This window comes from Pseudomonas palmensis (assembly GCF_049942755.1).
Classification (GTDB): Bacteria; Pseudomonadota; Gammaproteobacteria; order Pseudomonadales; family Pseudomonadaceae; genus Aquipseudomonas; species Aquipseudomonas palmensis.
On sequence record NZ_CP187958.1, the window covers coordinates 1,091,954 to 1,117,491 of the forward strand.

The following is a 25,538-nucleotide window of genomic DNA, read 5'->3' on the forward strand; positions in this document are numbered from 1 at the left end:
CCGGCGCCTACGGGGACCGCGCACAGGCCGGCGGTGTCAGCTGCCGGCGACCGTCATGCGCTCGATCAGCACCGAGCCTGTGTGAATATTGCTACGGGTTTCAAGATCGTTGCCGATAGCGACAATCTGCTGGAACATGTCCTTCATGTTGCCGGCAATCGTGACTTCCTGAACCGCAAACTGGATCTCGCCGTTCTCCACCCAGTACCCCGCTGCGCCGCGCGAATAGTCACCGGTCACCATGTTCAAGCCATGCCCCATCAGCTCGGTCACCAGCAACCCGCGCCCCATGCGGCGCAGCAATGCAGCCTGATCTTCGACCCCATGCGTCACGAACAGGTTGTGCACGCCACCGGCGTTGGCGGTGCTTGGCAGCCCCAGCTTGCGTCCGGAATAGGTGCTCAGCACATACGACACCAGCTCGCCATTTTCGACGAACGGCTTGGCATAGGTCGCCAGGCCGTCCCCATCGAACGAGGCACTGCCCAGGGCACGCTGCAGGTGCGGCCGCTCGTCCAGAGTCAGCCAGCTGGGGAACAGGCGCTGGCCCATGCAGCCTTCCAGAAACGACGACTTGCGGTACAGGTTGCCGCCGGAAATCGCCGACAGGAAACTGCCGAACAACCCGCCGGCCAGCTCCGCCGAGAACAGCACCGGTACCTCGCAGGTCGGCACCGGACGTGCGCCCAGGCGCGCCGCCGCACGCTGCGCAGCGCGACGCCCGATACTCTGCGGATCGGCCAGCAGCTCGCCCTGGCGGTTCACGTCATACCAGTAGTCACGCTGCATCTGCCCGTCACCTTCGGCGATCATCACGCAGCTCAGGCTGTGGCGGGTGGAGGCGTAGCCACCGATGAAGCCGTGGCTGTTGCCGTACACCCGGCATCCCTGGTGGGTGCTGAGTGTGGTGCCATCGGCGTTCTTGATGCGGGCATCGGTGTCGAACGCCGCGGCTTCGCAGGCCAGGGCCTTTTCGATGGCCTGCTCGGGGGTGATGTCCCAGGCGTGATAGAGGTCGAAATCCTGCAGGTCACGGGCCATCAGGGCCGGGTCGGCCAGGCCCGAGCATTCGTCCTCGGAGGTGTGCTTGGCAATGGCCAGGGCCGCCGCCACGGTTTCGCGGATGGCATCGCTGCCACTGGCCGAGGTGCTTGCCGAGCCCTTGCGCTGGCCCACATACAGGGTGATGCCGAAGCCCTGGTCGCGGTTGAACTCCACCGTCTCCACCTCGCGCTGGCGCACCGAGGTCGACAGCCCCTGCTCCAGCGATACGGCCACTTCGCAGGCGCTGGCGCCCTGGCGCCGGGCTTCGGCGATGATCTGTTCGACCTGTTCCTGCAACGCCGGCAGGGCCTGCGGACCTACGCTCTGGACTGCACTCATGGTTTTCTCCACTCAAATTCTGCGTTCGGCTCGGGTCAATCTACGACCGGACCGGACAAGCGGCCCCCGACTGGTTATCATGGCGGCGATTCTCAGCGGACTGCCCCCATGGTTGATTCTTACGACACCGCCTTCGACGGCGAAAAAAGCAAAACCCAAATCAAGCGCGAGATGCAGGCGCTGGTTGATATGGGCGAGCGCCTTACCACGCTCAAGCCCGATATCCTGGCCAAACTGCCCTTGACCGACGAACTGCGCGCGGCCCTGGAAGAGCACAAGCGGCACACCGCGAACGAAGCCAAGCGCCGTCACAAGTCGTTCATCGGCAAGCTGATGCGCGACCAGGACATCGACGCGATCCTCGCGCTGCTCGACCAGCTCGACGCCTCTTCGCGCCAGTACAACGAACGCTTCCACAACCTCGAACGCTGGCGCGACCGGCTGATCGGCGGCACCGACGACGTGCTGGAGAAGTTCGTCCAGGAATACCCGGACGCCGATCGCCAGCAGCTGCGCTCGCTGATCCGCCAGGCCCAGCACGAGCTGGCGCGCAACAAGGCGCCCACCGCCAGCCGCAAGATCTTCAAGTACATCCGCGACCTCGACGAAATCCAGCGCGGCCTGCGCTGATTCTCGCCACCGGGCAGGCACCCTGCCCGCCCGGTTTCATGCTCATGCGCCCGTGCCACCCACGGTGATCGCATCGATCTTCAGGGTCGGCTGGCCAACGCCCACCGGCACCGACTGCCCATCCTTGCCACAGGTGCCCACACCACTGTCCAGCGACAGGTCGTTGCCGACCATCGACACCCGGCTCATGGCCTCGGGGCCGTTGCCGATCAGCGTCGCACCCTTGACCGGCGCGGTGATCTTGCCGTCTTCGATCAGGTAAGCCTCGCTGGTGGAGAACACGAACTTGCCGCTGGTGATGTCCACCTGGCCACCGCCGAGGTTGGCGCAGTAGATGCCACGCTTGACCGAGGCGATGATCTCAGCCGGGTCGCTTTCGCCGGCGCGCATGTAGGTGTTGGTCATGCGTGGCATCGGCAGGTGCGCATACGACTCGCGCCGCCCGTTGCCGGTGACTGCCATGCCCATCAGGCGGGCATTGAGCTTGTCCTGCATGTAGCCCTTGAGAATGCCGTTCTCGATCAGTGTGGTGCATTCGGTCGGGGTGCCTTCGTCATCCACGCTCAACGAACCGCGGCGCCCTTCGAGGGTGCCGTCGTCGACGATGGTGCACAGGCTGGACGCGACCTTCTCGCCCAGGTGGCCACTGTAGGCCGAGCTGCCCTTGCGGTTGAAATCGCCCTCCAGGCCATGCCCGACCGCCTCGTGCAGCAGCACACCGGACCACCCGGCGCCCATCACCACCGGCAAGGTGCCGGCCGGTGCCGGAATGGCCTCGAGGTTGACCAGTGCCTGGCGCAGCGCCTCGCGGGCAAAACCCATCACCCGCTCGTCGGTGAAGTAGCGGTAGTCGGTGCGCCCGCCGCCGCCATGCCCACCACGTTCGCGACGGCCATTCTGCTCGACGATCACACTGACGTTGAAGCGCACCAGCGGCCGCACGTCGGCCGCCAGGCTGCCATCGGCAGCGGCCACCAGAATGCGCTCCCACACCCCGGCCATGCTCACGCTGACCTGCTGGATACGCGGGTCCAGGGCACGCGTGGCCACGTCGACACGCTTGAGCAGCTCGACCTTCTCGGCGCGGCTGAGCACATCCAGCGGGTTGCCCGGCGCATACAGCGCGGTCACGTCCTGGCTCTTGAAGGCCTGCACGCTGCCATTCTGGCCGGCGCGGGAAATGGAGCGCGCGGCGCGTGCAGCGGAAGTCAGGGCTTCGAGGTTGATCGCGTTGCTGTAGGCAAAGCCGGTCTTTTCACCAGACTGGGCGCGTACCCCGACCCCCTGGTCGAGGTTGAAGCTGCCTTCCTTGACGATGCCGTCTTCAAGCGCCCAGGACTCTGAAATCTGGCCCTGGAAGTACAGGTCGGCGGCGTCGATTCCCGGCCCGGCCAACTCGCCCAGCACCGATTGCAGGCTGTCGAGGGTCAGGCCGCCCGGCGCCAGCAGGTGATCGCTGACAGTGGATAACAACTCGCTCATAGTCACTCCGAGGTGTGCGCAGGCCGCAATGCGTCCTGCGAAAAAAAGCGCCGGTGCGAGGCCACCGGCATCCGCGCCCGAATGGACGCCTGTTCGCTGCTGTCGCGGGGCGCCAGCAGCACCGCTTCACCGCTGGCCTGCTGGGCAACGATACGCCCCCAGGGGTCGACGATGGCGGCATGGCCATGGGTTTCCCGTGGCCCCGGGTGCGTGCCGCCCTGGGCGGCCGCCAATACGTAACACTGTGTCTCTATGGCCCTGGCGCGAATCAGCACGTCCCAATGGGCCGCACCGGTTACTGCAGTAAAGGCTGCCGGTGCACTGATCAGTTCGGCCCCGGCCGCACGCAGCGCGCTGTACAGCTCGGGAAAGCGCAGGTCGTAGCACACGCTCAGGCCCAGGCGCCCCACCGGGGTATCGGCCACCACCACCCGCGCGCCGTGGGCATAATCGTCCGACTCGCGGTAGCGGCCACGGTTGTCGGCCACATCCACATCGAACAGATGCAACTTGTCGTAGCGGGCCACCTGCTCGCCGTGCTCGTCGACCAGCAGGGAGCAGGCATGGGCTTTGGCCTCGGGCCGGTCGAGCGGCGGCAGCGGCAAGGTGCCCGCTACAATCCATAACCTGAGGTCGCGGGCGGCCTGTTTCAACCAGGGCAGGATCGGCCCCTCCCCCAGCGCCTCGGCCCGGCCGATGGCGGCACTGTCGCGCCGGCCCATGGCAGCGAAGTTTTCCGGCAGCACCGCCAGCCGCGCGCCCCCTTCGGCAGCCCGCTCCAGCAGGGCACGGGCCCGCGCCAGGTTGCCCGGCACATCGTCCTGGCTGACCATCTGAATAACCGCTGACGTCATGTCCATGTTCTAGCGCGACTTCTCGAAAGGTTTGATAAAGCTAATCTTAGGCTCTTTCCACGGGCCCTCGACGCGGTAATGCACACTGGCATAGCGCGCCACCCGATCCCCCAGCAGCCGGTCCACCAGGAACAGCGCCCCGCCCACCGCTGGCGCGCCCACGATCAGCGCCGCCAGGGGCAGGTTGTTGGTCACCGGCAAGGTCACCTGCAAGGTCGCATCGACCCGGTCCCGAACCATGTCCAGGGTGCCATCGAGCTCGAGGTTGCTGGACGGGCCGGTCAGGGTGATCGGCTCGCGCGTCACATACACCCCCTCGCTTGCCACCAGCAGGCCCTTGACCCGGTCGTAGCTCAGGCCCTTGTCGAGCAGGTCGGAGAAGTCCAGGCGCAGGCGCCGGCCGATCGAGTTGAAATTGAGCAGACCGAACACGCGCAACGCCTGCGCCCCGCCTTCCACTTCGACGAACTGCCCCTTGCGCAGCAAGGCATCGAGGTTGCCGGAGAAGTGCTTGAGGCTGACCCAGGCCGGCGACCCCTGCCAGCGTCCGTCCACGTCCAGGCGGAAGTCGCGGCTGGTCACCGTCGGCGCGAAGCCCCAGGCGGTCAGCACATCGGCCAGGTTCTTGCCTTCCAGGCGCCCCTTGTACCAGCTGTCGCTGCGCCCCGGCGTGCCTTCCCAGGTGGCGGTGCCATCGATCGCCAGGCCCTTGAGGTTCAGGTCCAGGTCGTTCAGGGCCACGCCCTTGGAGGTGGGACGGGTTTTCAGCGCGACGCTGCCGAGCAGATCATCGCCAAGGAACAGCCTGCCGATGCTCAGGTCGATCGCCGGGATCTTGCGCGGGTCGACATCGGCCAGCGGGTCCGGTCCGTCCACTGCGCTGGCGTCGGCCGGGTCGGACGGCGGCAGGTGGAGGGTCGGCAGGTTGATCACGATCGGGGCGCCCTTGGCATCGGGCAGGCGGGCCGTGCCGATGACCTCCTTGCTGTCCAGGCGCAGGTTCCAGAAGTTGCTCCCGCGGTCCAGGCGTACCACTGCCTGGTTGAGGGTCTGGCCAAAGCCCTTGAGCTGGCCGATGCTCACGTCCACGCTGTTGAGCACCTGCCGGGCATTGCCGCCCGGATCGTCACCGGCCATCTGCTCGAACTGCTTCTGCCAGGGCTCAATGTCCAGCTGCGCGAGCCGGCCACGCACCCGCAGGCCCTGACCGGCCGGCAGTTGCGCCGTGCCGTTGCCCAGCAGCAGCTCACCGCGCCCCTGGCCGAGCTTGCCGGCAGGCGCGGCATAGGCCAGCCTGGCGACGTCGGCGTAGGCCACATCGAAGCGCTGTTGCGGCCCTTGCAGGTTCATCTTGAACTGCGTGGCCCGGGATTCGCTGACCGCCTTGCCGAACGGCGCCGGCAGGTCCACTTTCAGGCCCTTGAGGGTAGAGTCGATGCTCAGCTGGTTTTCGCGGCTACCGACACTGACCTGCAACTGGTAGGGGATTTCTCCGGAGGCTGGCAAGGGCTGGGTGAATTTCAGCCAGTCGGTCAGCGCCTTCAAGGCGATCTGGCCCTTGGCGGCGATACGGGTCTGCAGTTGCCCAGGCTGCCCCTCGGCAAAGATCTGTGCGCTGATGGGCTTGTCGAAGGCGCGCGCGGTGATGTTCTGGCCGCTGAGCCCCTTGTCGAAGTCGAAGCGGAAAGTGCCGTTCAACTGGCTCAGCTCCAGCGGCGGTTCACTCAGCTTCAGGCGCGCCTGTTCGGTGCTGAAGTCCACCAGCACCTTGGGCTGCTGGCCGTGCTCCAGGGGGATATCAAGCTTGAGCTTGCCCTGCAGCGGGCCCTCGCCTTCCCAGCCGGCGAAGGTCGGGCCGGTACCGATCGGCGCGTCCTGCAGGATCTTCACCCCGTCGGCCAGGCGCCCGTCGAACTCTCCGTCCAGGTACAGGTGGGTATGCTCGCCTTCGTTCACATGGGGAATGTTCACGTCCACATTGCGCACCCGGGTGCCGAGCAACTGGCCGCTGCGCGCCTTGACCCGCACACCGGTGTCCTCGATGAACACGTCGCCATCGACCTTGCTCACGTGGGGCCAGCCGGGCTGGAAGTCCAGCTCGGCGTCATGCACCTTGAAGAACAGGCTGATGCTGCGCGACTCGGGGGTCGCGCCGTGGTGCAGCGAGCCCTGGTACTGGAAGTAGCCTTCATCCACCGCGCCCTTGAGGATTGCGGTGCGCAACCAGTGGTCCAGCGCAGGGCTGAGCACTTCGGGCAGGTACTTGGCGGTGTAGCGGCCATCGCCGTCGACCAGGCCCACACGCAGGTCCATGTAGTCTTCGCGTGCATCGTCGAAAAGCAGCCGGATCAGGAAGTCGCCGGCAATCCTGCCCTCGTCACCCAGCACCTTCAGGTACGGCGCAACCAGGGTGAAACCCTCGGAGTCCAGTCGCCAGGTCAGGCGTGCATTGGCCTTCAGGTAATGCCAGGGGTCGGCGAAGATCGGCGTCAGGTGCAGCATGAACTTGTCGGTGTCCAGGCGCAGCTCGCCCTGGCCCAGGTCGCCGCTGATGCTGCCGCTGACATTCCCGGCAGCGGGGGCGCCGTGGTAGGCATTGAAGCCGACGCGGTCCAGGTTGGCTGCAAAGCTCAGGCGCTGATCGCCTTCGGCCCTGGGCCGCACGTCCAGGCGCACATTGCGCAGGCCGCCGGTGACCTTGAGGCCCTCGACCACGGCCATGCCCGCCTCCGGCAGCGGCGCGAGCGCCTGGATCAGCGGGGTCAGCGGGGTCAAATCGAGGCGGTCGGCCTGGATTGCCCACACTTCATCGGCCGGCTCGGTGGCGGCGCTCTGCCTGAGTTGAACGTGGGATTCCCAGCGGGTGTCGCCCAGGCTCATGGCCAGGGAATCGAGCACCACGTCAAAGCCCTTGTCGCTACGCCTGAACCAGGCATTGAGCGCCAGGTTCTCGACCTTTACCGCCTTGCGACCGGCATGCGCACCCTTGAGCTGCGGCGCGTTGAGGCGCAGCGTCGCGGTCTGCAACTGGCCTTTGCCCCACCCTACCCAGGCCTCGCCACCGGCACGCAGTTCGCTGGCCGTGTACGGGCCCAGCAGCCGCGCCGGCACCCATTTGGCCCAGTCGCTCTGTGGCAGGCTGAGGTAGGCATCCACCGCACCGTCGCGCCACTGGTCGGCGCGCACGCGGCTGCGCAGGCTCAGGCTCATCGGCTGGCCGTCGGGCAGGGTCAGGCGCGCATCCAGGCGCTGGCGCACGCTGCCGGTCTGCAGCCCGAGGCTCACATAGGTCAGGGTCATCGGCTCATGCGCGAACGGCTCCAGGGTCACCTGGCTGTCGAGCACCGACACCTTCGCCACCACCTGGCTGCGTTCGAGCAACTGCTGTACATCCAGTGGCTGATCGTCCTGCACCGGCAGACCCTTGAGGCTCCAGTGACCGTTTTCATCTTCGTGCAGGTTCAGTTGCAGGCCGCCCAGTTCGACCTGGGCCAGGCGGACCTGACGCTGCATCAGGCTGGCCCACAGGTCGGGCACCACCTTGACCTCGTCCAGGCGCAAGGCGCCGGCGCCTTCGCCCAGCTGCACGTCGCGCACGCGCAACACCGGCGCAAGGCCGCTCCAGCGGCCTTCCAGGGCACCGATATGCACCGGCATGCCCAGTGCGGCCTCGGCCTTCTGCTCCACCTCGGCGCGGTACTCAGCAACCAGTGGCACCAGCTCGCGGCCAAGGCTGACGTACAACGCCACCAGCACGGCAAGCAAGGCGCACAGGCCAAGCCCCCAACGGGTCAAGATGCCCAGAACGCGGATCAGACGCTCCATGGCAAGGGCTCCCCGTGTGGTCCGTTAACTATGGCCCGGTACGCGCAGTTTTCCAGCGCAGGGTAGGTTTCAACGCGAGTCAGAGCAGCACCACATCGTATTGTTCCTGGGAATACATGGACTCCACCTGGAAGCGGATGGTTCGCCCGATGAATGCCTCCAGCTCCGCCACGTTGCCCGATTCCTCGTCGAGCAGGCGGTCCACCACCTTCTGGTTGGCCAGCACCCGGTAGCCTTCGGCCTGGTAGGCGCGGGCCTCGCGCAGGATCTCGCGGAAAATTTCGTAACAGATGGTCTCAGGGGTCTTTAGCTTCCCGCGGCCCTGGCAACTGGCGCATGGTTCGCATAGCACCTGTTCAAGGCTTTCGCGGGTGCGCTTGCGGGTCATCTGCACCAGCCCCAGCTCGGTGATGCCGATGATGTTGGTCTTGGCGTGATCACGTTCCAGCTGTTTTTCCAGGGTACGCAGCACCTGGCGCTGGTGTTCTTCGTCTTCCATATCGATGAAGTCGATGATGATGATGCCGCCGATGTTGCGCAGGCGCAGCTGGCGGGCAATCGCCGTGGCAGCCTCCAGGTTGGTCTTGAAGATGGTCTCTTCGAGGTTGCGGTGGCCGACGAAGGCCCCGGTGTTGACGTCGATGGTGGTCATCGCCTCGGCCGGGTCGACCACCAGGTAGCCACCGGACTTGAGCGGCACCTTGCGCTCCAGGGCGCGCTGGATCTCGTCCTCGACGCCATACAGGTCGAAGATCGGCCGCTCCCCCGGGTAGTGCTCCAGGCGGTCGGCGATTTCCGGCATCAGCTCGGCGACGAACTGCGTGGTCTTCTGGAAGGTTTCCCGCGAATCGATGCGGATCTTCTCGATCTTGGGGTTGACCAGGTCGCGCAGGGTACGCAGGGCCAGGCCCAGGTCTTCGTAGATTTCGGTGGGTGCGCCAACGGTCTTGATCTGGGCCCCGATCTGGTCCCACAAGCGACGCAGGTAGCGGATGTCCATGACGATCTCGTCGGCGCCGGCGCCCTCGGCCGCGGTGCGCAGGATGAACCCGCCGGCGTCCTGGATGTTTTCCTGGGCGATGCAGTCGGTGACCACCTGCTTGAGCCGCTCGCGCTCGCCTTCGTCCTCGATCTTGAGCGAGATGCCCACATGGCTGGTACGCGGCATGTACACCAGATAGCGCGACGGGATCGACAGCTGGGTAGTCAGGCGTGCGCCCTTGGAGCCGATCGGGTCCTTGGTCACCTGCACCACCAGGCTCTGGCCTTCGTGCACCAGGGCACTGATGGTCTCGACACTGGCGCCTTCGCGCTGGGAGATTTCCGAGGCGTGGATGAACGCCGCGCGCTCCAGGCCGATGTCGACGAACGCCGCCTGCATGCCGGGCAGCACCCGCACCACCTTGCCCTTGTAGATGTTGCCGACGATGCCCCGCCGCTGGGTGCGCTCGACGTGCACCTCTTGAAGAACACCGTTCTCCACCACCGCCACGCGTGATTCCATCGGCGTGATATTGATCAGAATCTCTTCACTCATGGCAGGCTCTCGTCAAAGGTCTTCAGCTAATGATGGATTGCCCGGCGGTTGCTGGCGAGCAATTAAAGGGGTACGGGCAGTTCCTCGCTCAACGGGGCGGCAGGCCTTGCCAGCAGGGAATGGCAAATTGCTCCAGCAGCTCGGCGGTTTCGCTCAGCGGCAAGCCGACCACCGCCGAGTAGCTGCCCTGCAGCGCCTTGACGAAAATTGCCGCCAGGCCCTGAATCGCATAGCTGCCGGCCTTGTCCTGCGGCTCGCCGCTGGCCCAGTAGGCCAGGGCCTGTTCGGGGCTGATGGGGCGCAGGCTGACGCGGCTGGCAACGTTCACGCTCAGGCAGCGCTCGCCATCGGTCACCGCCACTGCCGTCAGCACGTCGTGCTCGCGTCCGGACAATGCGGCCAGCATGGCCAGGGCGTCGGCCTGCCCCTGCGGCTTGCCGAGGATCTGCCCGTCGAGCACCACCGCAGTGTCGGCGCCCAGTACCGCCAGGTGCCCTTCCACGCCGCTGGCGCGCAACACCGCCAGGCCGGCAGCCGCCTTCTCGCGCGCCAGGCGCTCGACATAGGCGTCAGCCGGTTCGGCATCCAGAGGGGTTTCATCGATGCTGGCGGCCACCGGGGTGAACGGCACGCCGATCTGGGAGAGCAGCTCACGTCGGCGTGGCGAACCAGAGGCCAGGTACAGCGGGGTCATGTGACGTCTCCGTGTCAGCGTCGGTGGGCAACGCGAATCAGTTGATACTCAGGCGTCGGCGCAGGCCGCGCAAGGCGAAGCTGATCCAGGGCCACAGCAGCGCACTGATCACCGCCGGCCACACCAGCGCCAGGGTCGGCTGGCGGTTGCCGGTCAGGGCGCTGAGCCACAGCTGAACCAGCTGGGCCAGGCCGAAGATCACCAGAATCACCAGGCTCTGCTGCCACATGGGGAACATGCGCAGGCGCTGCTGCAGCGACAGCACCAGGAAGGTAATAAGCACCAGCACCAGGGCGTTCTGCCCCAGCAGCGTGCCGTACAGCACGTCCTCGGCAAGCCCCAGCACGAATGCGGTGGTCATGCCGACCTTGTGCGGCAGGTGCAGCGTCCAGAAGGCCAGCAGCAGGGCCAGCCACAGCGGACGGAAAATCTCCATGAACGGCAGCGTGGGCCACACGCTCAGCAGCAGGCCGATCAGGAAGGTCAACCAGACCACCCAACCGTTGCGGCTACGGGTACTGCTCATCAGTGTCTCTCCCGAGAAGTGGCCGGTGCGGCTGCAGGGGCAGCGGGCGCGGCGGCAGGAGCAGGTGCAGGGGTTGGCGCAGGCGTGCCCGGCGCAGCGGGTGCGGCAGGTGTACCCGGCGCGGCAGCCGGCATGCTGCCATCGATCGGGCTCTGCGCCTGGCGATCAGCCGCTTCCTGAGCCTGCGCGGCATCGGCGGCGCGCTGTTCGGGGGTACGGCTGTCGGAAAACACCAGCAACATGTAGCGGCTGCGGTTGAGCGCCGCGGTCGGCACCGCCCGCACGATGGCGAACGGCTGCCCGGAGTCGTGGATCACCTCGCGCACCGTGGCCACCGGGTAGCCGGCCGGGAAGCGCTGGCCCAGGCCGGAACTGACCAGCAGGTCGCCTTCCTTGATGTCGGCGGTGTCGGCCACGTGGCGCAGTTCCAGGCGTTCGGGATTGCCGGTGCCGCTGGCAATTGCGCGCAGGCCGTTGCGGTTGACCTGCACCGGAATGCTGTGGGTGGTGTCGGTGAGCAGCAGTACCCGCGAGGTGTACGGCATCAGCTCGACCACCTGGCCCATCAGGCCACGGGCGTCGAGCACCGGCTGGCCCAGCACCACGCCGTCGCGTTCGCCCTTGTTGATCAGGATGCGGTGGGTAAAGGGGTTGGGGTCGACGCCGATCAGCTCGGCCACCTCGACCTTCTCGTTGACCAGCGCCGAGGAGTTGAGCAACTCGCGCAGGCGCACGTTCTGCTCGGTCAGGGCCGCCAGCTTCTGCAGGCGACCTTGCAGCAGCAAGGCTTCGGTCTTGAGTTTCTCGTTCTCGGCGATCAGCTCGGTGCGGCTGCCGAACTGGCTGGCCACCCCCTGCCACATGCGTTGCGGGAAGTCGCTGATGGTATAGGAAGGCATCAGCACCAGCGCCATCTGGCTGCGCAGCGGCTTGAGCAAGGTAAAGCGGGCGTCCACCACCATCAGGGCGATAGACAGCACAACCAGCACAAGCAGGTGCACGCCCAGCGAAGGGCCTTTGGCGAAAAGCGGTTTAATAGGCCGCTCCTCGAAGATTCAGGGGGTCATTCATACGGCAACGCACCGGCCTGCTTGCAGGATGGATGGAAACGACGCCCACACGCGCCACCAGCACATACAGGTAGCACTGTGGGCGCTACCTGTAAACCGGGGGACGGGGTGGGCGGTCAGCAAATCACTCGCTGGAGAGCAGGTCCATGGTGTGTTTGTCCATCATCTCCAGCGCGCGACCGCCGCCACGGGCGACACAGGTCAGCGGGTCTTCGGCGACGATCACCGGCAGGCCGGTTTCCTGGGCCAGCAGCTTGTCCAGGTCGCGCAGCAGCGCACCACCACCGGTCAGCACCAGGCCGCGCTCGGCGATGTCCGAAGCCAGCTCAGGTGGCGATTGCTCCAGGGCGCTCTTGACCGCCTGCACGATGGTCGCCAGCGATTCCTGAAGGGCTTCGAGCACTTCGTTGGAGTTCAGGGTGAAGGCACGTGGCACGCCTTCGGCCAGGTTGCGGCCGCGTACGTCGACTTCACGCACTTCGCCGCCCGGGTAGGCAGTACCGATTTCCTGCTTGATACGCTCGGCGGTGGACTCGCCGATCAGGCTGCCGTAGTTGCGGCGCACGTAGGTGACGATGGCCTCGTCGAAACGGTCGCCACCCACACGCACGGATTCGGCGTATACCACACCATTGAGGGAGATCAGTGCGATTTCGGTGGTACCACCACCAATATCGACGACCATCGAACCACGGGCTTCCTCGACCGGCAGGCCGGCACCGATGGCGGCGGCCATTGGCTCTTCGATCAGGAACACTTCACGGGCACCGGCACCGAGGGCCGACTCGCGAATGGCGCGGCGCTCTACCTGGGTCGACTTGCACGGAACGCAGATCAGCACGCGAGGGCTGGGCTGCAGAAAACTGTTTTCGTGAACCTTGTTGATGAAGTACTGCAGCATCTTTTCGCAGACGCTGAAATCGGCGATCACGCCGTCCTTCATCGGACGAATGGCAGCGATGTTGCCGGGCGTACGGCCGAGCATGCGCTTGGCCTCGGTGCCGACAGCGACGACACTTTTCTGGTTGCCGTGAGTACGAATGGCCACAACCGAAGGCTCATTCAGGACGATACCGCGCTCACGCACGTAAATAAGGGTGTTGGCAGTGCCCAGGTCGATGGAAAGATCGCTGGAAAACATGCCACGCAGTTTCTTGAACATGGGAAAGTGACCCTAGGCAACGCGTGGGTAAAAAAGTGCGGCAAACTCTAACAACGGCGGGGATTTTGGGCAAGGCGCCAATATGTTAAATTGGCAGTTTTTCCGAGCAAGCCAGCACACAATCGCGGCCTTATGACCGTAAATCTGCCAGCATGTTCCTCATTCGCGGACCAATTCCGTTTTTTGTTTTCCCCTGGAGATCCCCATGGCGCTTGAACGCTGCGACGTGGAAAAGATCGCTCACCTGGCCCGCCTGGGCCTCAATGAAGCCGATCTTCCGCGCACTACCGATGCCTTGAACAGTATTCTGGGTTTGGTCGACCAGATGCAAGCGGTCGACACCACTGGCATCGAGCCACTGGCCCACCCCCTTGAAGCCCGTCAGCGCCTGCGTGCCGACGTGGTAACAGAAAGTAACCAGAGAGACAGCTACCAGGCCATCGCCCCGGCGACCGAAAGCGGCCTGTACCTGGTTCCTAAAGTCATCGAGTAAGGGAATAGAGCCTGCCATGCATCAACTGACCCTGGCCGAGATCGCCCGCGGACTCGCCGACAAAGCCTTTTCTGCCGAAGAGCTGACCCGCACGCTGCTGGCGCGCATCCAGCAGCTCGACCCGCAAATCAACAGTTTCATCAGCGTCACCGAAGACCTGGCCCTGGACCAGGCGCGTGCCGCCGACGCCCGCCGTGCTGGCGGTGAAACCGGCGCCCTGCTGGGCGCCCCCATCGCCCACAAGGACCTGTTCTGCACCCAGGGCGTGCGCACCAGCTGCGGCTCGAAGATGCTCGACAACTTCGTCTCGCCGTATGACGCCACCGTGGTCAGCAAGCTGGCCGAGGCCGGCATGGTCACCCTGGGCAAGACCAACATGGACGAGTTCGCCATGGGTTCGGCCAACGAATCCAGCCACTACGGCGCGGTGAAGAACCCGTGGAACCTCGAACACGTGCCGGGCGGTTCGTCCGGCGGTTCGGCCGCTGCCGTGGCCGCGCGCCTGCTGCCGGCCACCACCGGCACCGACACCGGCGGTTCGATCCGCCAGCCGGCGGCGCTGACCAACCTCACCGGCCTCAAGCCGACCTACGGTCGCGTGTCGCGCTGGGGCATGATTGCCTACGCCTCCAGCCTCGACCAGGGTGGCCCGCTGGCGCGTACCGCCGAAGACTGCGCGCTGCTGCTGCAGGCCATGGCCGGTTTCGACGCCAAGGACTCCACCAGCATCGACGAACCGGTGCCCGACTACAGCGCCCCGCTCAACGCCTCGCTGCAGGGCCTGCGCATCGGCCTGCCGAAGGAGTACTTCGGTGCCGGCCTGGACCCGCGCATCGCCGACCTGATCCAGGCCAGCGTCAAGGAGCTGGAAAAGCTCGGCGCGGTGGTCAAGCAGATCAGCCTGCCGAACATGCAGCACGCGATCCCTGCGTACTACGTCATCGCCCCGGCCGAAGCCTCGTCCAACCTCTCGCGTTTCGACGGCGTGCGCTTCGGCTACCGCTGCGAAGACCCCAAGGACCTCACCGACCTGTACAAGCGTTCGCGCGGTGAAGGCTTCGGCCCCGAGGTGCAGCGGCGCATCATGGTCGGCGCCTACGCGCTGTCGGCCGGCTACTACGATGCCTACTACCTGCAGGCGCAGAAGATCCGCCGCCTGATCAAGAACGACTTCATGGCCGCCTTCGAAGAGGTCGACGTGATTCTCGGCCCGACCACGCCCAACCCGGCCTGGAAGCTTGGCGCCAAGAACAGCGACCCGGTCGCCGCCTACCTGGAAGACGTCTACACCATCACCGCCAACCTCGCCGGCCTGCCAGGCCTGTCGATGCCGGCCGGTTTTGTCAACGGCCTGCCGGTCGGCGTGCAACTGCTGGCCCCGTATTTCCAGGAAGGCCGCCTGCTCAACGTCGCGCACCGCTATCAGCAAGTGACTGATTGGCACACCCGCGCACCTACCGGCTTCTGAGGGACAGACACATGCAATGGGAAGTTGTGATCGGGCTGGAAATTCATACCCAGCTCGCCACCCAGTCGAAGATTTTCTCCGGCAGCGCCACCACGTTCGGCTCCGAGCCGAACACCCAGGCCAGCCTGATCGACCTGGGCATGCCCGGCGTGCTGCCGGTGCTCAACGAAGAAGCCGTGCGCATGGCCTGCATGTTCGGCCTGGCGATCGATGCCGAAATCGGCGAGCACAACGTGTTCGCGCGCAAGAACTACTTCTACCCCGACCTGCCCAAGGGCTACCAGATCAGCCAGATGGAGCTGCCGATCGTCGGCAAGGGCTACCTGGACATCGCCCTTGAAGACGGCACCGTCAAGCGCATCGGCATCACCCGCGCACACCTGGAGGAAGACGCCGGCAAGAGCCTGCACGAAGACTTCAGCGGCGCCACCGGCATCGACCTGAACCGCGCCGGCACGCCGCTGCTGGAAATCGTCTCCGAGCCGGAAATGCGCAGCGCCAAGGAAGCCGTGGCCTACGTCAAGGCGATCCACGCACTGGTGCGCTACCTGGGCATCTGCGACGGCAACATGGCCGAGGGCTCGCTGCGCTGCGACTGCAACGTGTCGATCCGGCCCAAGGGCCAGGTCGAGTTCGGCACCCGCTGCGAGATCAAGAACGTCAACTCGTTCCGCTTCATCGAGAAGGCGATCAACACCGAGGTGCAGCGCCAGATCGAACTGATCGAGGATGGCGGCCGGGTGATCCAGGAAACCCGCCTGTACGACCCGAACAAGGACGAGACCCGCTCCATGCGCAGCAAGGAGGAGGCCAACGACTACCGTTACTTCCCCGACCCGGACCTGCTGCCGGTGGTCATCGAGCCGGCGTTCCTCGACGCCATCCGCGCCACCCTGCCCGAACTGCCGCCGCAGAAGCGCGAGCGCTTCCAGAGCCAGTTCGGCCTGTCGGCCTACGACGCCAACGTGCTGGCCTCCAGCCGCGAGCAGGCCGACTACTTCGAGCAGGTGGTCGGTGTGTGCGGCGATGCCAAGCTGGCGGCCAACTGGGTCATGGTCGAGCTGGGCAGCCTGCTGAACAAGCTGGGCCTGGAGATCGACCAGGCGCCGGTCAGCGCCGCGCAACTGGGCGGCATGCTGCAGCGCATTCTGGACAACACCATCAGCGGCAAGATCGCCAAGGTGGTGTTCGAGAAGATGGCCGCCGGTGAAGGCGATGCCGACCAGATCATCGAGGCAGAAGGCCTGAAACAGGTGACCGACACCGGCGCGATCGAGAAGGTACTGGACGAAGTGCTGGCGGCCAACGCCGAGCAGGTCGAGCAGTACCGCGCGGCGGACGAAGCCAAGCGCGGCAAGATGTTCGGCTTCTTCGTCGGCCAGGCGATGAAGGCGTCCAAGGGCAAGGCCAACCCGCAACAGGTGAACCAATTGCTCAAGAGCAAGCTCGAAGGCTGAACCGCGTCGCCTGCATTCGCCGGCAACGCCGGCTCCTACAAGGACGCACCAATCCCTGCAGGAGCCGGCGTTGCCGGCGAAGGCCACACCACGGAGTAACCGGATACATGTGGCGTCCCCTCAGCGCACTGCTCGCGCTTTTCACCCTGCTCGCCGGCTGTGCCAGCCACACCCTCGACCCCCGCGGTTACGACCAGACCGGCACTGCCTCCTATTACGGTTCCCGCCATCACGGCAAACGCACCGCCAGTGGCGAACCCTTCGACCAGCACGGCCTGACCGCCGCCCATCGCAGCCTGCCCTTCGGCACCCGCGTGCAGGTCACCAACCTCGCCAACGACCGCCGCGTCGTGGTACGCATCAACGACCGCGGCCCGCATACCCGGGGTCGACTCATCGACCTGTCACGCGCCGCCGCCGACCAACTGGGCATGCTCCGTAGCGGAACCGCGCGGGTACGGGTACAAAGTCTCAGCAACTGACCCTGCTTCGGAGCACGACCATTTTCGACCTGGCCGCTTTACCCACCTTCAGCCTGCTGCAACTGGCCCTGGGCCTGCTGCTGCTGATCACCGGCGCCGAACTGCTGGTGCGCGCCGCCCTGCGCCTGGCCGCCAGCCTGCAGGTGCGTCCGCTGATCATCGGCCTGAGCCTGGTGGCCTTCGGCAGCAGCGCCCCGCAACTGACCGTGAGCCTGCAGGCGGCCTACACCGGCGCACCCGACGTGGCGGTGGGCAGCGTGATCGGCAGTAACATCTTCAACGTGCTGGTCACCCTGGGCCTGGCCGCCCTGATCATCCCCCTGCGCGTTTCGCGGCAACTGGTACGCCTGGATATCCCCCTGATGATCGGCGCCAGCCTGCTGGTGTACCTGCTGGCCCTGGACGAGCGCATCGGCCGCCTCGAAGGCGCCCTGCTGCTGCTCGGGCTGGTTGCCTACCTGGCCATCCTGTGGCACCAGTCACGCCACCACGCACGCACCTACCCCGCCCCCGGCCCGCGACCGCAGCGTGGCGTCGGCTTCTGGTTCGGCACCCTGGCACTGATGCTCACCGGCCTGGGCCTGCTGAGCCTGGCCGGGCACCTGTTGCTGGAGGCAGCAGTGGAAGTGGCCGTCGACCTGGGCCTGTCGGAGCGGGTGATCGGCCTGACCGTGGTGGCGGTATGCACCTCGCTGCCGGAGCTGGCCACCTCGCTGATCGCCGCCTTGCGCGGCGAGCGTGAAATCGCCGTGGGCAACGTGATCGGCAGCAACCTGTTCAACCTGCTGGCGGTGCTCGGGCTGACCGCGCTGGTGGCCCCGGTGCCGCTGTCGATCTCGCCCAACGCGCTGGCCTTCGACCTGCCGGTGATGCTCGGCGTGGCCGTGCTGACCCTGCCGGTGTTCTATTCCGGCTACCGCGTCACCCGCGCCGAAGGTCTGGTGTTCCTGTGTCTTTACCTGGCCTATGGTCTGCACGTGGTGGCCTTCACCACCGGCATGCCGCTGGCCAACCGTCTGGAGCAGCTGATGCTGCTTTATGTCCTGCCGACGCTGGCGGTGGTGCTGTTGTACACCACCGTGCGCGCCTGGCGCCGCCAACACTAAGGAAAACAACATGGGCGAGAGCAACAAAACCGGCGAACAGGTTCGCCGCCAGGTCATGGGCGATGCATTCGTGGACCGTGCACTGGGCAATGCCACCGAGTTCACCGAGCCGCTGCAGGCGTTCGTCAACGAGCACGCCTGGGGCAGCGTGTGGAGCCGCGAGGGCCTGCCGCTGAAAACCCGCAGCCTGATCACCCTGGCGGCGCTGACCGCGCTCAAGTGCCCGCAGGAGCTCAAGGGCCACGTGCGTGGCGCCCTGAACAACGGCTGTACGGTGGAAGAGATTCGCGAGGCGTTGCTGCATTGCGCCGTGTACGCCGGCGTACCGGCGGCGATCGATGCGTTTCGCGCCGCCCAGGAAGTGATCGACAGCTACCAGCAGGGCTGACCGATCACCCCGCAGGGCCGTCAGCCGGCGACGGCGGCGGCCTTCTGCCCCTTCTTCTTGAGCCAGAACGCCACGCCCAGGGTGGCGATCCAGGCCGGAATCAGCAGTACCGAGATGCGGATCGGCGGGGTCAGGTACATCACCACCAGAATCAGCACGATGAACGCCAGGCACAGGTAATTGGTCACCGGGTGCCCCCAGCTCTTGTAGAAGGTCGACTCGCCGGCAGCGATCTTGGCCTTGCGAAACTTCAGGTGGGTGATGCTGATGCTCGCCCAGTTGATCACCAGTGCCGACACCGCCAGCGCCATCAGCAGGCCGAAGGCTTCGCCCGGCATCAGGTAATTGATCAGCACGCACAGGCCGGTGGCCACCGCCGATACGCCCAGCGCCGCCAGCGGCACGCCACGACGGTTGATCTTGAGCAGTGCCCGCGGCGCATCACCCTGGCTGGCCAGGCCGAACAGCATGCGGCTGTTGCAGTAAACGCAGCTGTTGTACACCGACAGCGCGGCAGTCAGCACCACCACGTTGAGAATGGTGGCCACCAGGTTGCTGTCCAGGTTGTGGAAGATCATCACGAACGGGCTGCCGCCCTGCACCACCTTCTGCCAGGGGTACAGCGACAGCAGCACCGCCAGTGCGCCGATGTAGAAGATCAGGATGCGGTACACCACCTGGTTGGTCGCGCGTGGAATGCTGTAGCGCGGGTTGTCCGCCTCGGCCGCGGTGATGCCGACCAGCTCCAGCCCGCCGAAGGAGAACATGATCACCGCCATCGCCATCACCAGCCCGGTGATGCCATTGGGGAAGAACCCGCCGTACTGCCACAGGTTGGCCACGCTGGCATCCGGCCCGCCGCTGCCGCTGGCCAGCAGCCAGGCGCCGAAGCCGATCATGCTGACGATGGCGATCACCTTGACCAGCGCGAACCAGAATTCCAGCTCGCCGTACACCTTGACCTGGGTGAGGTTGATCAGGTTGATCGCCACGAAGAAGATCGCTGCAGTGGCCCAGGTGGGGAAGTCCGGCCACCAGTACTGCACGTAGATACCCACCGCCGTCAGCTCGGCCATGCCCACCAGCACATAGACCACCCAGTAGTTCCAGCCCGAGACGAAGCCGGCGAACTCGTTCCAGTAGCGGTGCGCAAAGTGGCTGAAGCTGCCCGCCACCGGTTCCTCGACCACCATCTCACCCAGCTGGCGCATGATGAAAAAGGCCATCAGGCCGGCGATGGCGTAGCCCAGCAGCACGGCAGGGCCTGCCATCTGGATGGTCTGGGCGATGCCCAGGAACAACCCGGTGCCGATGGCGCCGCCCAGCGCGATCAACTGGATGTGACGGTTCTTCAGGCCGCGATGCAAACGCTCGGGCGTGATCTGGTCTTGCATGAAGTGTCCTCAGGCAGGGAGGCCGTTATTTTGAGTGTGGGCGACAGGATCTAGATCCAGCCGCCCCACTGCAAGATAAATATGCCGATATTCGTCGTAACTGCGGCCATCAGCGTGGTAATCACGATGATCGAGGCGGCCAGCTGGTGATTGCCGTTGGCCGCGCGCGCCATCACGTAGCTGGACGCGGCGGTGGGGCTGGCGATGTACAGGAACAGCACCCCCAGCTCCGCGCCGCGAAAGCCGCACAACCAGGCACCGAAGGTGGCCAGCAGCGGCAGCCACACCATCTTTACCAGGCTGGCACTCAGCGCCATGCGCCCGCTGGCGTGCAACGAGGCCATCGACAGCGTGCCGCCGATGCAGATCAGCGCCAGCGGCAGGGTCATCTGCGCCAGATAGTCACCGGAGGTCAGCAGCCAGTTGGGCAGCCCCACCTTGGCATACGCCAGCACGCCGGCCACCAGCACACTGATGATCAGCGGGTTGCGCAGGATGCTCTTGAGGATGCTCCAGGGGTCGGACTTGATGGTCGGGCTGTACACCGCCAGCACCACGGCCGACAGCGAGTTGTAGAGCAGGATCACCAGCCCGGCCAGCACCGCGCCGATGGAGATGCCATGATCGCCGTACATGCTCCCGGCCAGCGCCAGGCCGATGACCGCATTGTTGCCGCGAAAGCCGCCCTGGGCGTAGATGCCGCGATCTTCACGGGGGCAGCGCCAGATCGCGATCAGCCAGGCCAGGCCGAAGCTGCCCAGGGTGGCGACGGTGAAGTAGAGCAGTAGCGAGGGTTGGACCGCCGCCTCGAGATCGGCGTGGTAGATGCCCAGAAACAGCAGCGCCGGCATGCTCACGTTGAACACCAGGGCCGAGGCGGTCTGGATGAAGCTGTCGTTGATGGCGTTGATGCGGCGCAGCAGCACGCCCATGAACATCATCGCGAACACCGGCGCGGTGATGTTCAGGGTCTGGAGAAAAAGGGCGAGCATGCAGGTGGTCCCGTCGGCGTCGTTAGGGAGCTAATCATACGTCAACCTTGGGGCTGCCATGCAGCCTCTTCGCCGGCCTTGCCGGCGAAGAGGCCCTGAGGTTCAGCGCCGAACCGGGCGCTTCTGCAATTTGCGCTGCAGGGTACGCCGGTGCATGCCCAGCGCCCGCGCCGTGGCCGAGATATTGCCCTCATGCTCGGTCAGCACACGCTGGATGTGCTCCCACTGCAGGCGGTCCACCGACATCGGGTTTTCCGGTACCAGCGTGTCCAGGTCGGCGTGCTCGGACGCCAGCGCCGCCAGCACGTCGTCGGCATCGGCCGGCTTGCACAGGTAATTGCAGGCGCCGCGCTTGATCGCCTCCACCGCGGTGGCAATGCTCGAATAGCCGGTGAGGATCACCACGCGCATCTCCGGGTCCAGCTCCAGCAGCTTGGGCAGCAGCACCAGCCCGGAGTCGCCCTCCATCTTCAGGTCCAGCGTGGCGTAGTCCGGCACGTCCTGCTGGGCAATCTGCAGGCCCTCTTCGGCAGAACCCGCCGTGCTCACGCGAAACCCGCGCCGGCTCATGGCCCGGGCCATCACCCGGGTAAACGTGGCGTCGTCATCCACCAGCAGCAGGTGCGGCAGCTCTTCGCCTTCAGCCTGAATTTCATCACTCATCACACGTCTCCTCGCGCGTCACGCGGCAGGCGCAGCTCGGTGAGCGTACCGCCTTCCTCATGACTATAGAGTTTTACCGAGCCGCCAGCACGGGTCACGCTGGCCTTGCTCAAGAACAGGCCCAGGCCGAAGCCCTTGCCCTTGGTGGTAAAGAAGGGTTTGCCGATCTGCTCGGCGATCGCCACCGGCACGCCGGGGCCATGGTCGCGAATGCTGATCACGATGTCCTCGGCGTCCCAGTCCAGGTACACCTCCAGGTCATTGGGGCAGGCATCGGCTGCATTGTTCAACAGGTTCAGCAGGGCCTGGGTCAGGTCCGGCGGCGGCGCCAGGCGCGGCACCGTACCCTGGCCCAGGCGCTGGAAGCGATAGCTGGCCTCGGGGCGCATCAGGTGCCAGCGGTTGAGCGCCTCGTCCAGCCAGAAGCTCGCCTCCTGCTCCTGCACCGCCATGCGCCGGTTGGCCTCGGCGGCGCGCACCAGGTTCTGCAAGGTGTGCTTGCACTGCTTGACCTGCTCCTGCAGCGTCTCCAGGTCTTCCTGCAGCAGCGGGTCGGTGTGGTCCTGGCGCATCTCGTTGATCAGCACGCTCATGGTCGCCAGCGGCGTGCCCAGCTCATGGGCGGCACCGGCGGCCTGGGTGGCCACGGCCAGCAGTTGCTGGTCGCGCAGGCCTTCCTCGCGGCGCTGGGCCTGGAACTGCTGCTGGCGACGCAGCTCTTCGGCCATCTTGGCGGCAAAGAAGGTGATCACCCCGGCGGCCAGGGCAAAACTCAGCCACATGCCGTAGATCTGCATCTTCTCGCGGGCCATGGGGAAGGTTTCGAGCGGGAAGTACTGCACCAGCAGCAGGGTGTAGGCCACCAGCGCAATGCCCGACAGAATCAGCGAATACAGCCATGGCAGCGTCACCGCGGCAATCGCCAGGGGCACCAGGTAATAGGACACGAAGGGGTTGGTCGAGCCCCCGGAAAAATACAGCAGCGCACTGTGGATCAGCAGGTCGCAGGCCAGCTGCACCGCATACTCCAGCTCGGTGACCGGCAGCGAGGTGCGCAGCCGGATGGCCGTGAGCACGCACAGCACCATGGAGAACCCCAGGGTGATGCTCAGCGCCAGCCACGGCAGTGGCAGCAGTTCGGTCCAGTAGGCGACCGCCACCGAACCGGCCTGGGCGGCCAGCACCAGGGTGCGGATGAAGGTCAGGCGCCAGAGGTTCTGACGTGTGGCAGACAGCATGAGTACGGGGGCGAGCATGAGCTCTCCTGATGAGTGCTCCAGGTGAATCGTGGCGAGTATACCCAAGCTGCACCCCGCGCTGCAGCAATGCGGCAAAGCGCCACAGGCACACCGGCATCGATGATGGCTTTTTGAACCTCGTCGGTTTGTGCGAGTCTGATGGGGTCTGCGTGGTCGGGATCGACCGCCGCCACGCCTCAATTTCAAGGAGTTGCCCATGCACACTGTGTCTCGCGCCAGTACCACCCTCGTCCTCGCGACCGGCCTGTTTGCCAGCTTTGCGGCACTGGCCGACGAGCCTCGCTACAACCAGGTTTCACTGCGCGCCGAAGCCAGCAAGGAAGTCGCCCGCGACCTGATGGTCGTGACCCTGTACACCGAGGCGCAGAACACCGACCCGGCCAAGCTGGCCAACGAGATCACCACCAGCATGAACAAGGCGCTGGAAAAGGCCCGTGCGGTCAAGGACGTCAAGCTCAGCCAGGACAGCCGCAACAGCTACCCGATCTACGACAACAAGAACCAGAAGATCACCGGCTGGCGCGAACGTGCCGAGCTGCGCCTGGAAAGCGCGAACTTCCCGGCGCTGTCCAAGCTCACCGGCGAGCTGCTGCAGGACCTGAAGATGGGCGGGATGGATTTCGCCATCGCCCCGGCCACCCGCAAGAGCAGCGAAGACGCCCTGCTCAAGGATGCCATCGACGCCTTCAAGGCCCGCGCCCAGCTGACCACCGAAGCCCTCGGCGGCAAGGGCTACAAGGTGGTCAACCTGAACCTCAACAGCAGCGGCTACCCGCACCCCTACGCCCGCGGCGCCATGATGATGAAGGCCAGCATGGACGCCGAAGCCGCGCCAAGCCCGGAAATCGAAGCCGGTACCAGCCAGGTCAGCCTCAGCGCAGACGGCACCATCGAAGTGCTGATGCCCTGATTCACCTGCGGGCAACGCCTGCATCGCTGTCAGCTATGGTTTGAGGGTCGCGCTGGTCAACAGGCCAGCCTCCCTGCCCGCCGAGCGGCCCCACTGGCCGCCCGGCGCACCAATGACATCGATGAGGCCAACAATGCTCAAACACGCGGTCCTTCCCTACCTGCTCGGCGCAGGCCTGCTGGCCGGCGCACCGCTGGCCCATGCCGCCAGCAACCTGGTGTTCTGCTCCGAGGGCAGCCCGGCGGGCTTCGACCCGGGCCAGTACACCACCAGTACCGACTTCGACGCCTCGGCCGAGACCGTCTTCAACCGCCTCAGCCAGTTCGAACGCGGCGGTACGGCGGTGATCCCCGGGCTTGCCACACGCTGGGACATCAGCGACGACGGCCTGAGCTACACCTTCCACCTGCGCGAAGGCGTGCAGTTCCACAGCACCGACTACTTCAAGCCCAGCCGCCCCTTCAACGCCGATGACGTGCTGTTCACCTTCAACCGCATGCTCGACAGGAACCTGCCGTTTCGCAAGGCCTACCCCACCGAGTTCCCCTACTTCACCGACATGGGCATGGACAAGAACATCGTCAAGCTCGAAAAACTCGACGAACACACGGTCAGGTTCACCCTGGCCAGCGTGGACGCCGCGTTCATCCAGAACATGGCCATGAGCTTCGCCTCGATCCAGTCCGCCGAATACGCCGAGCAACTGCTCAAGCAGGGCAAGCCTGCCGACATCAACCAGAAGCCGATCGGCACCGGCCCCTTCGTGTTCGCCAAGTACCAGAAAGACGCGCAGATCCGCTTCAAGGGCAACAAGGCCTACTGGCAACCGCAGGACGTGAAGATCGACAACCTGATCTTCGCCATCACCACCGACCCGTCGGTGCGCATGCAGAAACTCAAGAAGAACGAATGCCAGATCACCCTGTTCCCGCGCCCGGCCGACCTCAAGTCGCTGGGAGCGGACCCCAACCTGAACCTGCCGCACCAGGCCGGCTTCAACCTGGGCTACATCGCCTACAACGTGACCGACCCGATCAAGGGCACCACCGCGCCCAACCCCATGGCCCAGCTCAAAGTGCGCCAGGCCCTGGACATGGCGGTGAACAAGCAGCAGATCATCGACGCGGTGTACCAGGGCGCGGGGCAACTGGCAGTCAATGCCATGCCGCCCACCCAGTGGAGCTACGACGACACCATCAAGGACGTGCCCTACGACCCGGCCAAAGCCAAGGCGCTGGTGCACGAGGCCGGGGTCAGGGAGGGCACCGAGATCACCCTGTGGGCCATGCCGGTGCAACGCCCCTACAACCCCAACGCCCGGCTAATGGCCGAGATGATCCAGGCCGACTGGGCGAAGATCGGCATCAAGGCCAGCATCGTCAGCTACGAGTGGGGCGAATACATGAAGCGCGCCAAGGCCGGTGAGAACGGCGCCATGCTGATCGGCTGGAGCGGCGACAACGGCGACCCGGACAACTGGCTGGGCACCCTCTACGGCTGCGACGCGGTGAACGGCAACAACTTCTCCAAATGGTGCGACCCCGCCTACGACGCGCTGATCAAGCAGGCCAAGGCCACCCCCGACCAGGCCCGACGCACCGAGCTGTACAAGCAGGCGCAGCACATCATCAAGGCGCAGGTGCCGATCACCCCGATCGCCCATTCCACGGTGTACCAGCCGATGCGCAAGACCGTGCAGGACTTCAAGATCAGCCCCTTCGGCCTGAATGCCTTCTACGGCGTAAGCGTCAGCCAATAGACAC

The 25,538-nt window shown here is 65.5% G+C and carries 22 protein-coding genes; 9 read left to right on the forward strand and 13 right to left on the reverse strand.

Going from position 1 to position 25,538, the window contains the following annotated elements:
• Positions 1 to 36 precede the first annotated feature (36 nt).
• The gene (gene pmbA / locus ACPRTJ_RS05130) at positions 37 to 1,383 is read right to left on the reverse strand and encodes a metalloprotease PmbA (RefSeq protein WP_043862468.1); all 1,347 of its coding nucleotides are present in this window, start codon (positions 1,381 to 1,383) and stop codon (positions 37 to 39) included.
• A 108-nt stretch (positions 1,384 to 1,491) separates the two neighbouring features.
• Here pmbA and yjgA point away from each other — a divergent pair, with 108 nt between their 5' ends.
• Positions 1,492 to 2,013 carry a ribosome biogenesis factor YjgA gene (gene yjgA / locus ACPRTJ_RS05135; protein ID WP_043862469.1) on the forward strand — a complete coding sequence of 174 codons (522 nt, stop codon included), beginning with the start codon at positions 1,492 to 1,494 and terminating at the stop codon, positions 2,011 to 2,013.
• 42 nt (positions 2,014 to 2,055) lie between these two features.
• Here yjgA and tldD read toward each other — a convergent pair whose 3' ends face one another.
• From tldD to mreB, 8 genes are all read right to left on the reverse strand, one after another.
• Positions 2,056 to 3,495, reverse strand: coding sequence for a metalloprotease TldD (gene tldD, locus ACPRTJ_RS05140; protein ID WP_043862470.1), 1,440 nt, complete (start codon positions 3,493 to 3,495; stop codon positions 2,056 to 2,058).
• 2 nt (positions 3,496 to 3,497) lie between these two features.
• Positions 3,498 to 4,349: a carbon-nitrogen hydrolase family protein gene (locus tag ACPRTJ_RS05145; RefSeq protein ID WP_054916383.1), complete on the reverse strand. Its 852-nt coding sequence runs from the start codon at positions 4,347 to 4,349 to the stop codon at positions 3,498 to 3,500.
• 9 nt (positions 4,350 to 4,358) lie between these two features.
• A complete protein-coding gene (locus ACPRTJ_RS05150; RefSeq protein ID WP_123752931.1) occupies positions 4,359 to 8,174 on the reverse strand; it encodes a YhdP family protein in 3,816 nt (1,271 codons plus the stop codon).
• 79 nt (positions 8,175 to 8,253) lie between these two features.
• Entirely contained in the window at positions 8,254 to 9,711 is a 1,458-nt protein-coding gene (gene rng, locus ACPRTJ_RS05155; RefSeq protein WP_043862473.1) for a ribonuclease G, read from the reverse strand.
• An 88-nt stretch (positions 9,712 to 9,799) separates the two neighbouring features.
• On the reverse strand, positions 9,800 to 10,405 hold the full coding sequence (locus ACPRTJ_RS05160) for a Maf family protein (protein ID WP_043862474.1): 606 nt from the start codon (positions 10,403 to 10,405) through the stop codon (positions 9,800 to 9,802).
• A gap of 37 nt (positions 10,406 to 10,442) precedes the next feature.
• Positions 10,443 to 10,931, reverse strand: coding sequence for a rod shape-determining protein MreD (gene mreD, locus ACPRTJ_RS05165; RefSeq protein ID WP_043862475.1), 489 nt, complete (start codon positions 10,929 to 10,931; stop codon positions 10,443 to 10,445).
• Positions 10,931 to 11,920: a rod shape-determining protein MreC gene (mreC, locus tag ACPRTJ_RS05170; RefSeq protein WP_370409067.1), complete on the reverse strand. Its 990-nt coding sequence runs from the start codon at positions 11,918 to 11,920 to the stop codon at positions 10,931 to 10,933. The genes mreD and mreC overlap by 1 nt, the downstream gene beginning before the upstream one ends.
• Before the next feature lie 205 nt (positions 11,921 to 12,125).
• Positions 12,126 to 13,163 carry a rod shape-determining protein MreB gene (gene mreB, locus ACPRTJ_RS05175; protein WP_008371426.1) on the reverse strand — a complete coding sequence of 346 codons (1,038 nt, stop codon included), beginning with the start codon at positions 13,161 to 13,163 and terminating at the stop codon, positions 12,126 to 12,128.
• Positions 13,164 to 13,368: 205 nt separating this feature from the next.
• On the opposite strand from mreB, the gene gatC reads away from it, so the two are divergent.
• The 6 genes from gatC (at position 13,369) to ACPRTJ_RS05205 (ending at position 18,557) form a co-directional block, all read left to right on the forward strand.
• Positions 13,369 to 13,656 carry an Asp-tRNA(Asn)/Glu-tRNA(Gln) amidotransferase subunit GatC gene (gatC, locus tag ACPRTJ_RS05180; RefSeq protein WP_043862477.1) on the forward strand — a complete coding sequence of 96 codons (288 nt, stop codon included), beginning with the start codon at positions 13,369 to 13,371 and terminating at the stop codon, positions 13,654 to 13,656.
• A 16-nt stretch (positions 13,657 to 13,672) separates the two neighbouring features.
• Positions 13,673 to 15,124 (forward strand): Asp-tRNA(Asn)/Glu-tRNA(Gln) amidotransferase subunit GatA, encoded by a 1,452-nt coding sequence (gatA, locus tag ACPRTJ_RS05185; protein WP_426428285.1) that lies wholly within the window; start codon positions 13,673 to 13,675, stop codon positions 15,122 to 15,124.
• A gap of 11 nt (positions 15,125 to 15,135) precedes the next feature.
• Complete coding sequence (gene gatB, locus ACPRTJ_RS05190) at positions 15,136 to 16,581, forward strand: Asp-tRNA(Asn)/Glu-tRNA(Gln) amidotransferase subunit GatB (protein ID WP_054916385.1); 1,446 nt, start codon at positions 15,136 to 15,138, stop codon at positions 16,579 to 16,581.
• Positions 16,582 to 16,688: 107 nt separating this feature from the next.
• Positions 16,689 to 17,063, forward strand: a complete 375-nt coding sequence (locus ACPRTJ_RS05195; RefSeq protein ID WP_043862480.1) for a septal ring lytic transglycosylase RlpA family protein — start codon at positions 16,689 to 16,691, stop codon at positions 17,061 to 17,063.
• A 62-nt stretch (positions 17,064 to 17,125) separates the two neighbouring features.
• A complete protein-coding gene (locus tag ACPRTJ_RS05200; protein ID WP_426429076.1) occupies positions 17,126 to 18,169 on the forward strand; it encodes a calcium/sodium antiporter in 1,044 nt (347 codons plus the stop codon).
• 10 nt (positions 18,170 to 18,179) lie between these two features.
• Positions 18,180 to 18,557, forward strand: a complete 378-nt coding sequence (locus ACPRTJ_RS05205; RefSeq protein WP_043862482.1) for a carboxymuconolactone decarboxylase family protein — start codon at positions 18,180 to 18,182, stop codon at positions 18,555 to 18,557.
• A 20-nt stretch (positions 18,558 to 18,577) separates the two neighbouring features.
• Here ACPRTJ_RS05205 and ACPRTJ_RS05210 read toward each other — a convergent pair whose 3' ends face one another.
• From ACPRTJ_RS05210 to ACPRTJ_RS05225, 4 genes are all read right to left on the reverse strand, one after another.
• Positions 18,578 to 19,951: an amino acid permease gene (locus tag ACPRTJ_RS05210; protein ID WP_043862483.1), complete on the reverse strand. Its 1,374-nt coding sequence runs from the start codon at positions 19,949 to 19,951 to the stop codon at positions 18,578 to 18,580.
• A gap of 50 nt (positions 19,952 to 20,001) precedes the next feature.
• Positions 20,002 to 20,943 carry an AEC family transporter gene (locus ACPRTJ_RS05215; protein ID WP_054916387.1) on the reverse strand — a complete coding sequence of 314 codons (942 nt, stop codon included), beginning with the start codon at positions 20,941 to 20,943 and terminating at the stop codon, positions 20,002 to 20,004.
• A gap of 102 nt (positions 20,944 to 21,045) precedes the next feature.
• Positions 21,046 to 21,606, reverse strand: a complete 561-nt coding sequence (locus ACPRTJ_RS05220) for a response regulator transcription factor (RefSeq protein ID WP_043862485.1) — start codon at positions 21,604 to 21,606, stop codon at positions 21,046 to 21,048.
• Positions 21,606 to 22,862, reverse strand: coding sequence for an ATP-binding protein (locus tag ACPRTJ_RS05225; protein WP_054916388.1), 1,257 nt, complete (start codon positions 22,860 to 22,862; stop codon positions 21,606 to 21,608). Before ACPRTJ_RS05225 ends, ACPRTJ_RS05220 begins: the two co-directional genes overlap by 1 nt.
• Positions 22,863 to 23,061: 199 nt before the next feature.
• Here ACPRTJ_RS05225 and ACPRTJ_RS05230 point away from each other — a divergent pair, with 199 nt between their 5' ends.
• Both ACPRTJ_RS05230 and ACPRTJ_RS05235 read left to right on the forward strand, forming a co-directional pair.
• Positions 23,062 to 23,775, forward strand: a complete 714-nt coding sequence (locus ACPRTJ_RS05230; RefSeq protein WP_043862487.1) for an SIMPL domain-containing protein — start codon at positions 23,062 to 23,064, stop codon at positions 23,773 to 23,775.
• 133 nt (positions 23,776 to 23,908) lie between these two features.
• Positions 23,909 to 25,534: an ABC transporter substrate-binding protein gene (locus ACPRTJ_RS05235; protein WP_426428288.1), complete on the forward strand. Its 1,626-nt coding sequence runs from the start codon at positions 23,909 to 23,911 to the stop codon at positions 25,532 to 25,534.
• Positions 25,535 to 25,538: the final 4 nt, after the last annotated feature.

Bases quoted from the DNA above. Each gene is read 5' to 3' on its own strand.
- pmbA (WP_043862468.1), bottom strand. From the start codon at position 1,383: ATGAGTGCAGTCCAGAGCGTAGGTCCGCAGGCCCTGCCGGCGTTGCAG.
- yjgA (WP_043862469.1), top strand. From the start codon at position 1,492: ATGGTTGATTCTTACGACACCGCCTTCGACGGCGAAAAAAGCAAAACC.
- tldD (WP_043862470.1), bottom strand. From the start codon at position 3,495: ATGAGCGAGTTGTTATCCACTGTCAGCGATCACCTGCTGGCGCCGGGC.
- ACPRTJ_RS05145 (WP_054916383.1), bottom strand. From the start codon at position 4,349: ATGACGTCAGCGGTTATTCAGATGGTCAGCCAGGACGATGTGCCGGGC.
- ACPRTJ_RS05150 (WP_123752931.1), bottom strand. From the start codon at position 8,174: ATGGAGCGTCTGATCCGCGTTCTGGGCATCTTGACCCGTTGGGGGCTT.
- rng (WP_043862473.1), bottom strand. From the start codon at position 9,711: ATGAGTGAAGAGATTCTGATCAATATCACGCCGATGGAATCACGCGTG.
- ACPRTJ_RS05160 (WP_043862474.1), bottom strand. From the start codon at position 10,405: ATGACCCCGCTGTACCTGGCCTCTGGTTCGCCACGCCGACGTGAGCTG.
- mreD (WP_043862475.1), bottom strand. From the start codon at position 10,931: ATGAGCAGTACCCGTAGCCGCAACGGTTGGGTGGTCTGGTTGACCTTC.
- mreB (WP_008371426.1), bottom strand. From the start codon at position 13,163: ATGTTCAAGAAACTGCGTGGCATGTTTTCCAGCGATCTTTCCATCGAC.
- gatC (WP_043862477.1), top strand. From the start codon at position 13,369: ATGGCGCTTGAACGCTGCGACGTGGAAAAGATCGCTCACCTGGCCCGC.
- gatA (WP_426428285.1), top strand. From the start codon at position 13,673: ATGCATCAACTGACCCTGGCCGAGATCGCCCGCGGACTCGCCGACAAA.
- gatB (WP_054916385.1), top strand. From the start codon at position 15,136: ATGCAATGGGAAGTTGTGATCGGGCTGGAAATTCATACCCAGCTCGCC.
- ACPRTJ_RS05195 (WP_043862480.1), top strand. From the start codon at position 16,689: ATGTGGCGTCCCCTCAGCGCACTGCTCGCGCTTTTCACCCTGCTCGCC.
- ACPRTJ_RS05205 (WP_043862482.1), top strand. From the start codon at position 18,180: ATGGGCGAGAGCAACAAAACCGGCGAACAGGTTCGCCGCCAGGTCATG.
- ACPRTJ_RS05210 (WP_043862483.1), bottom strand. From the start codon at position 19,951: ATGCAAGACCAGATCACGCCCGAGCGTTTGCATCGCGGCCTGAAGAAC.
- ACPRTJ_RS05215 (WP_054916387.1), bottom strand. From the start codon at position 20,943: ATGCTCGCCCTTTTTCTCCAGACCCTGAACATCACCGCGCCGGTGTTC.
- ACPRTJ_RS05220 (WP_043862485.1), bottom strand. From the start codon at position 21,606: ATGAGTGATGAAATTCAGGCTGAAGGCGAAGAGCTGCCGCACCTGCTG.
- ACPRTJ_RS05225 (WP_054916388.1), bottom strand. From the start codon at position 22,862: ATGCTCGCCCCCGTACTCATGCTGTCTGCCACACGTCAGAACCTCTGG.
- ACPRTJ_RS05230 (WP_043862487.1), top strand. From the start codon at position 23,062: ATGCACACTGTGTCTCGCGCCAGTACCACCCTCGTCCTCGCGACCGGC.
- ACPRTJ_RS05235 (WP_426428288.1), top strand. From the start codon at position 23,909: ATGCTCAAACACGCGGTCCTTCCCTACCTGCTCGGCGCAGGCCTGCTG.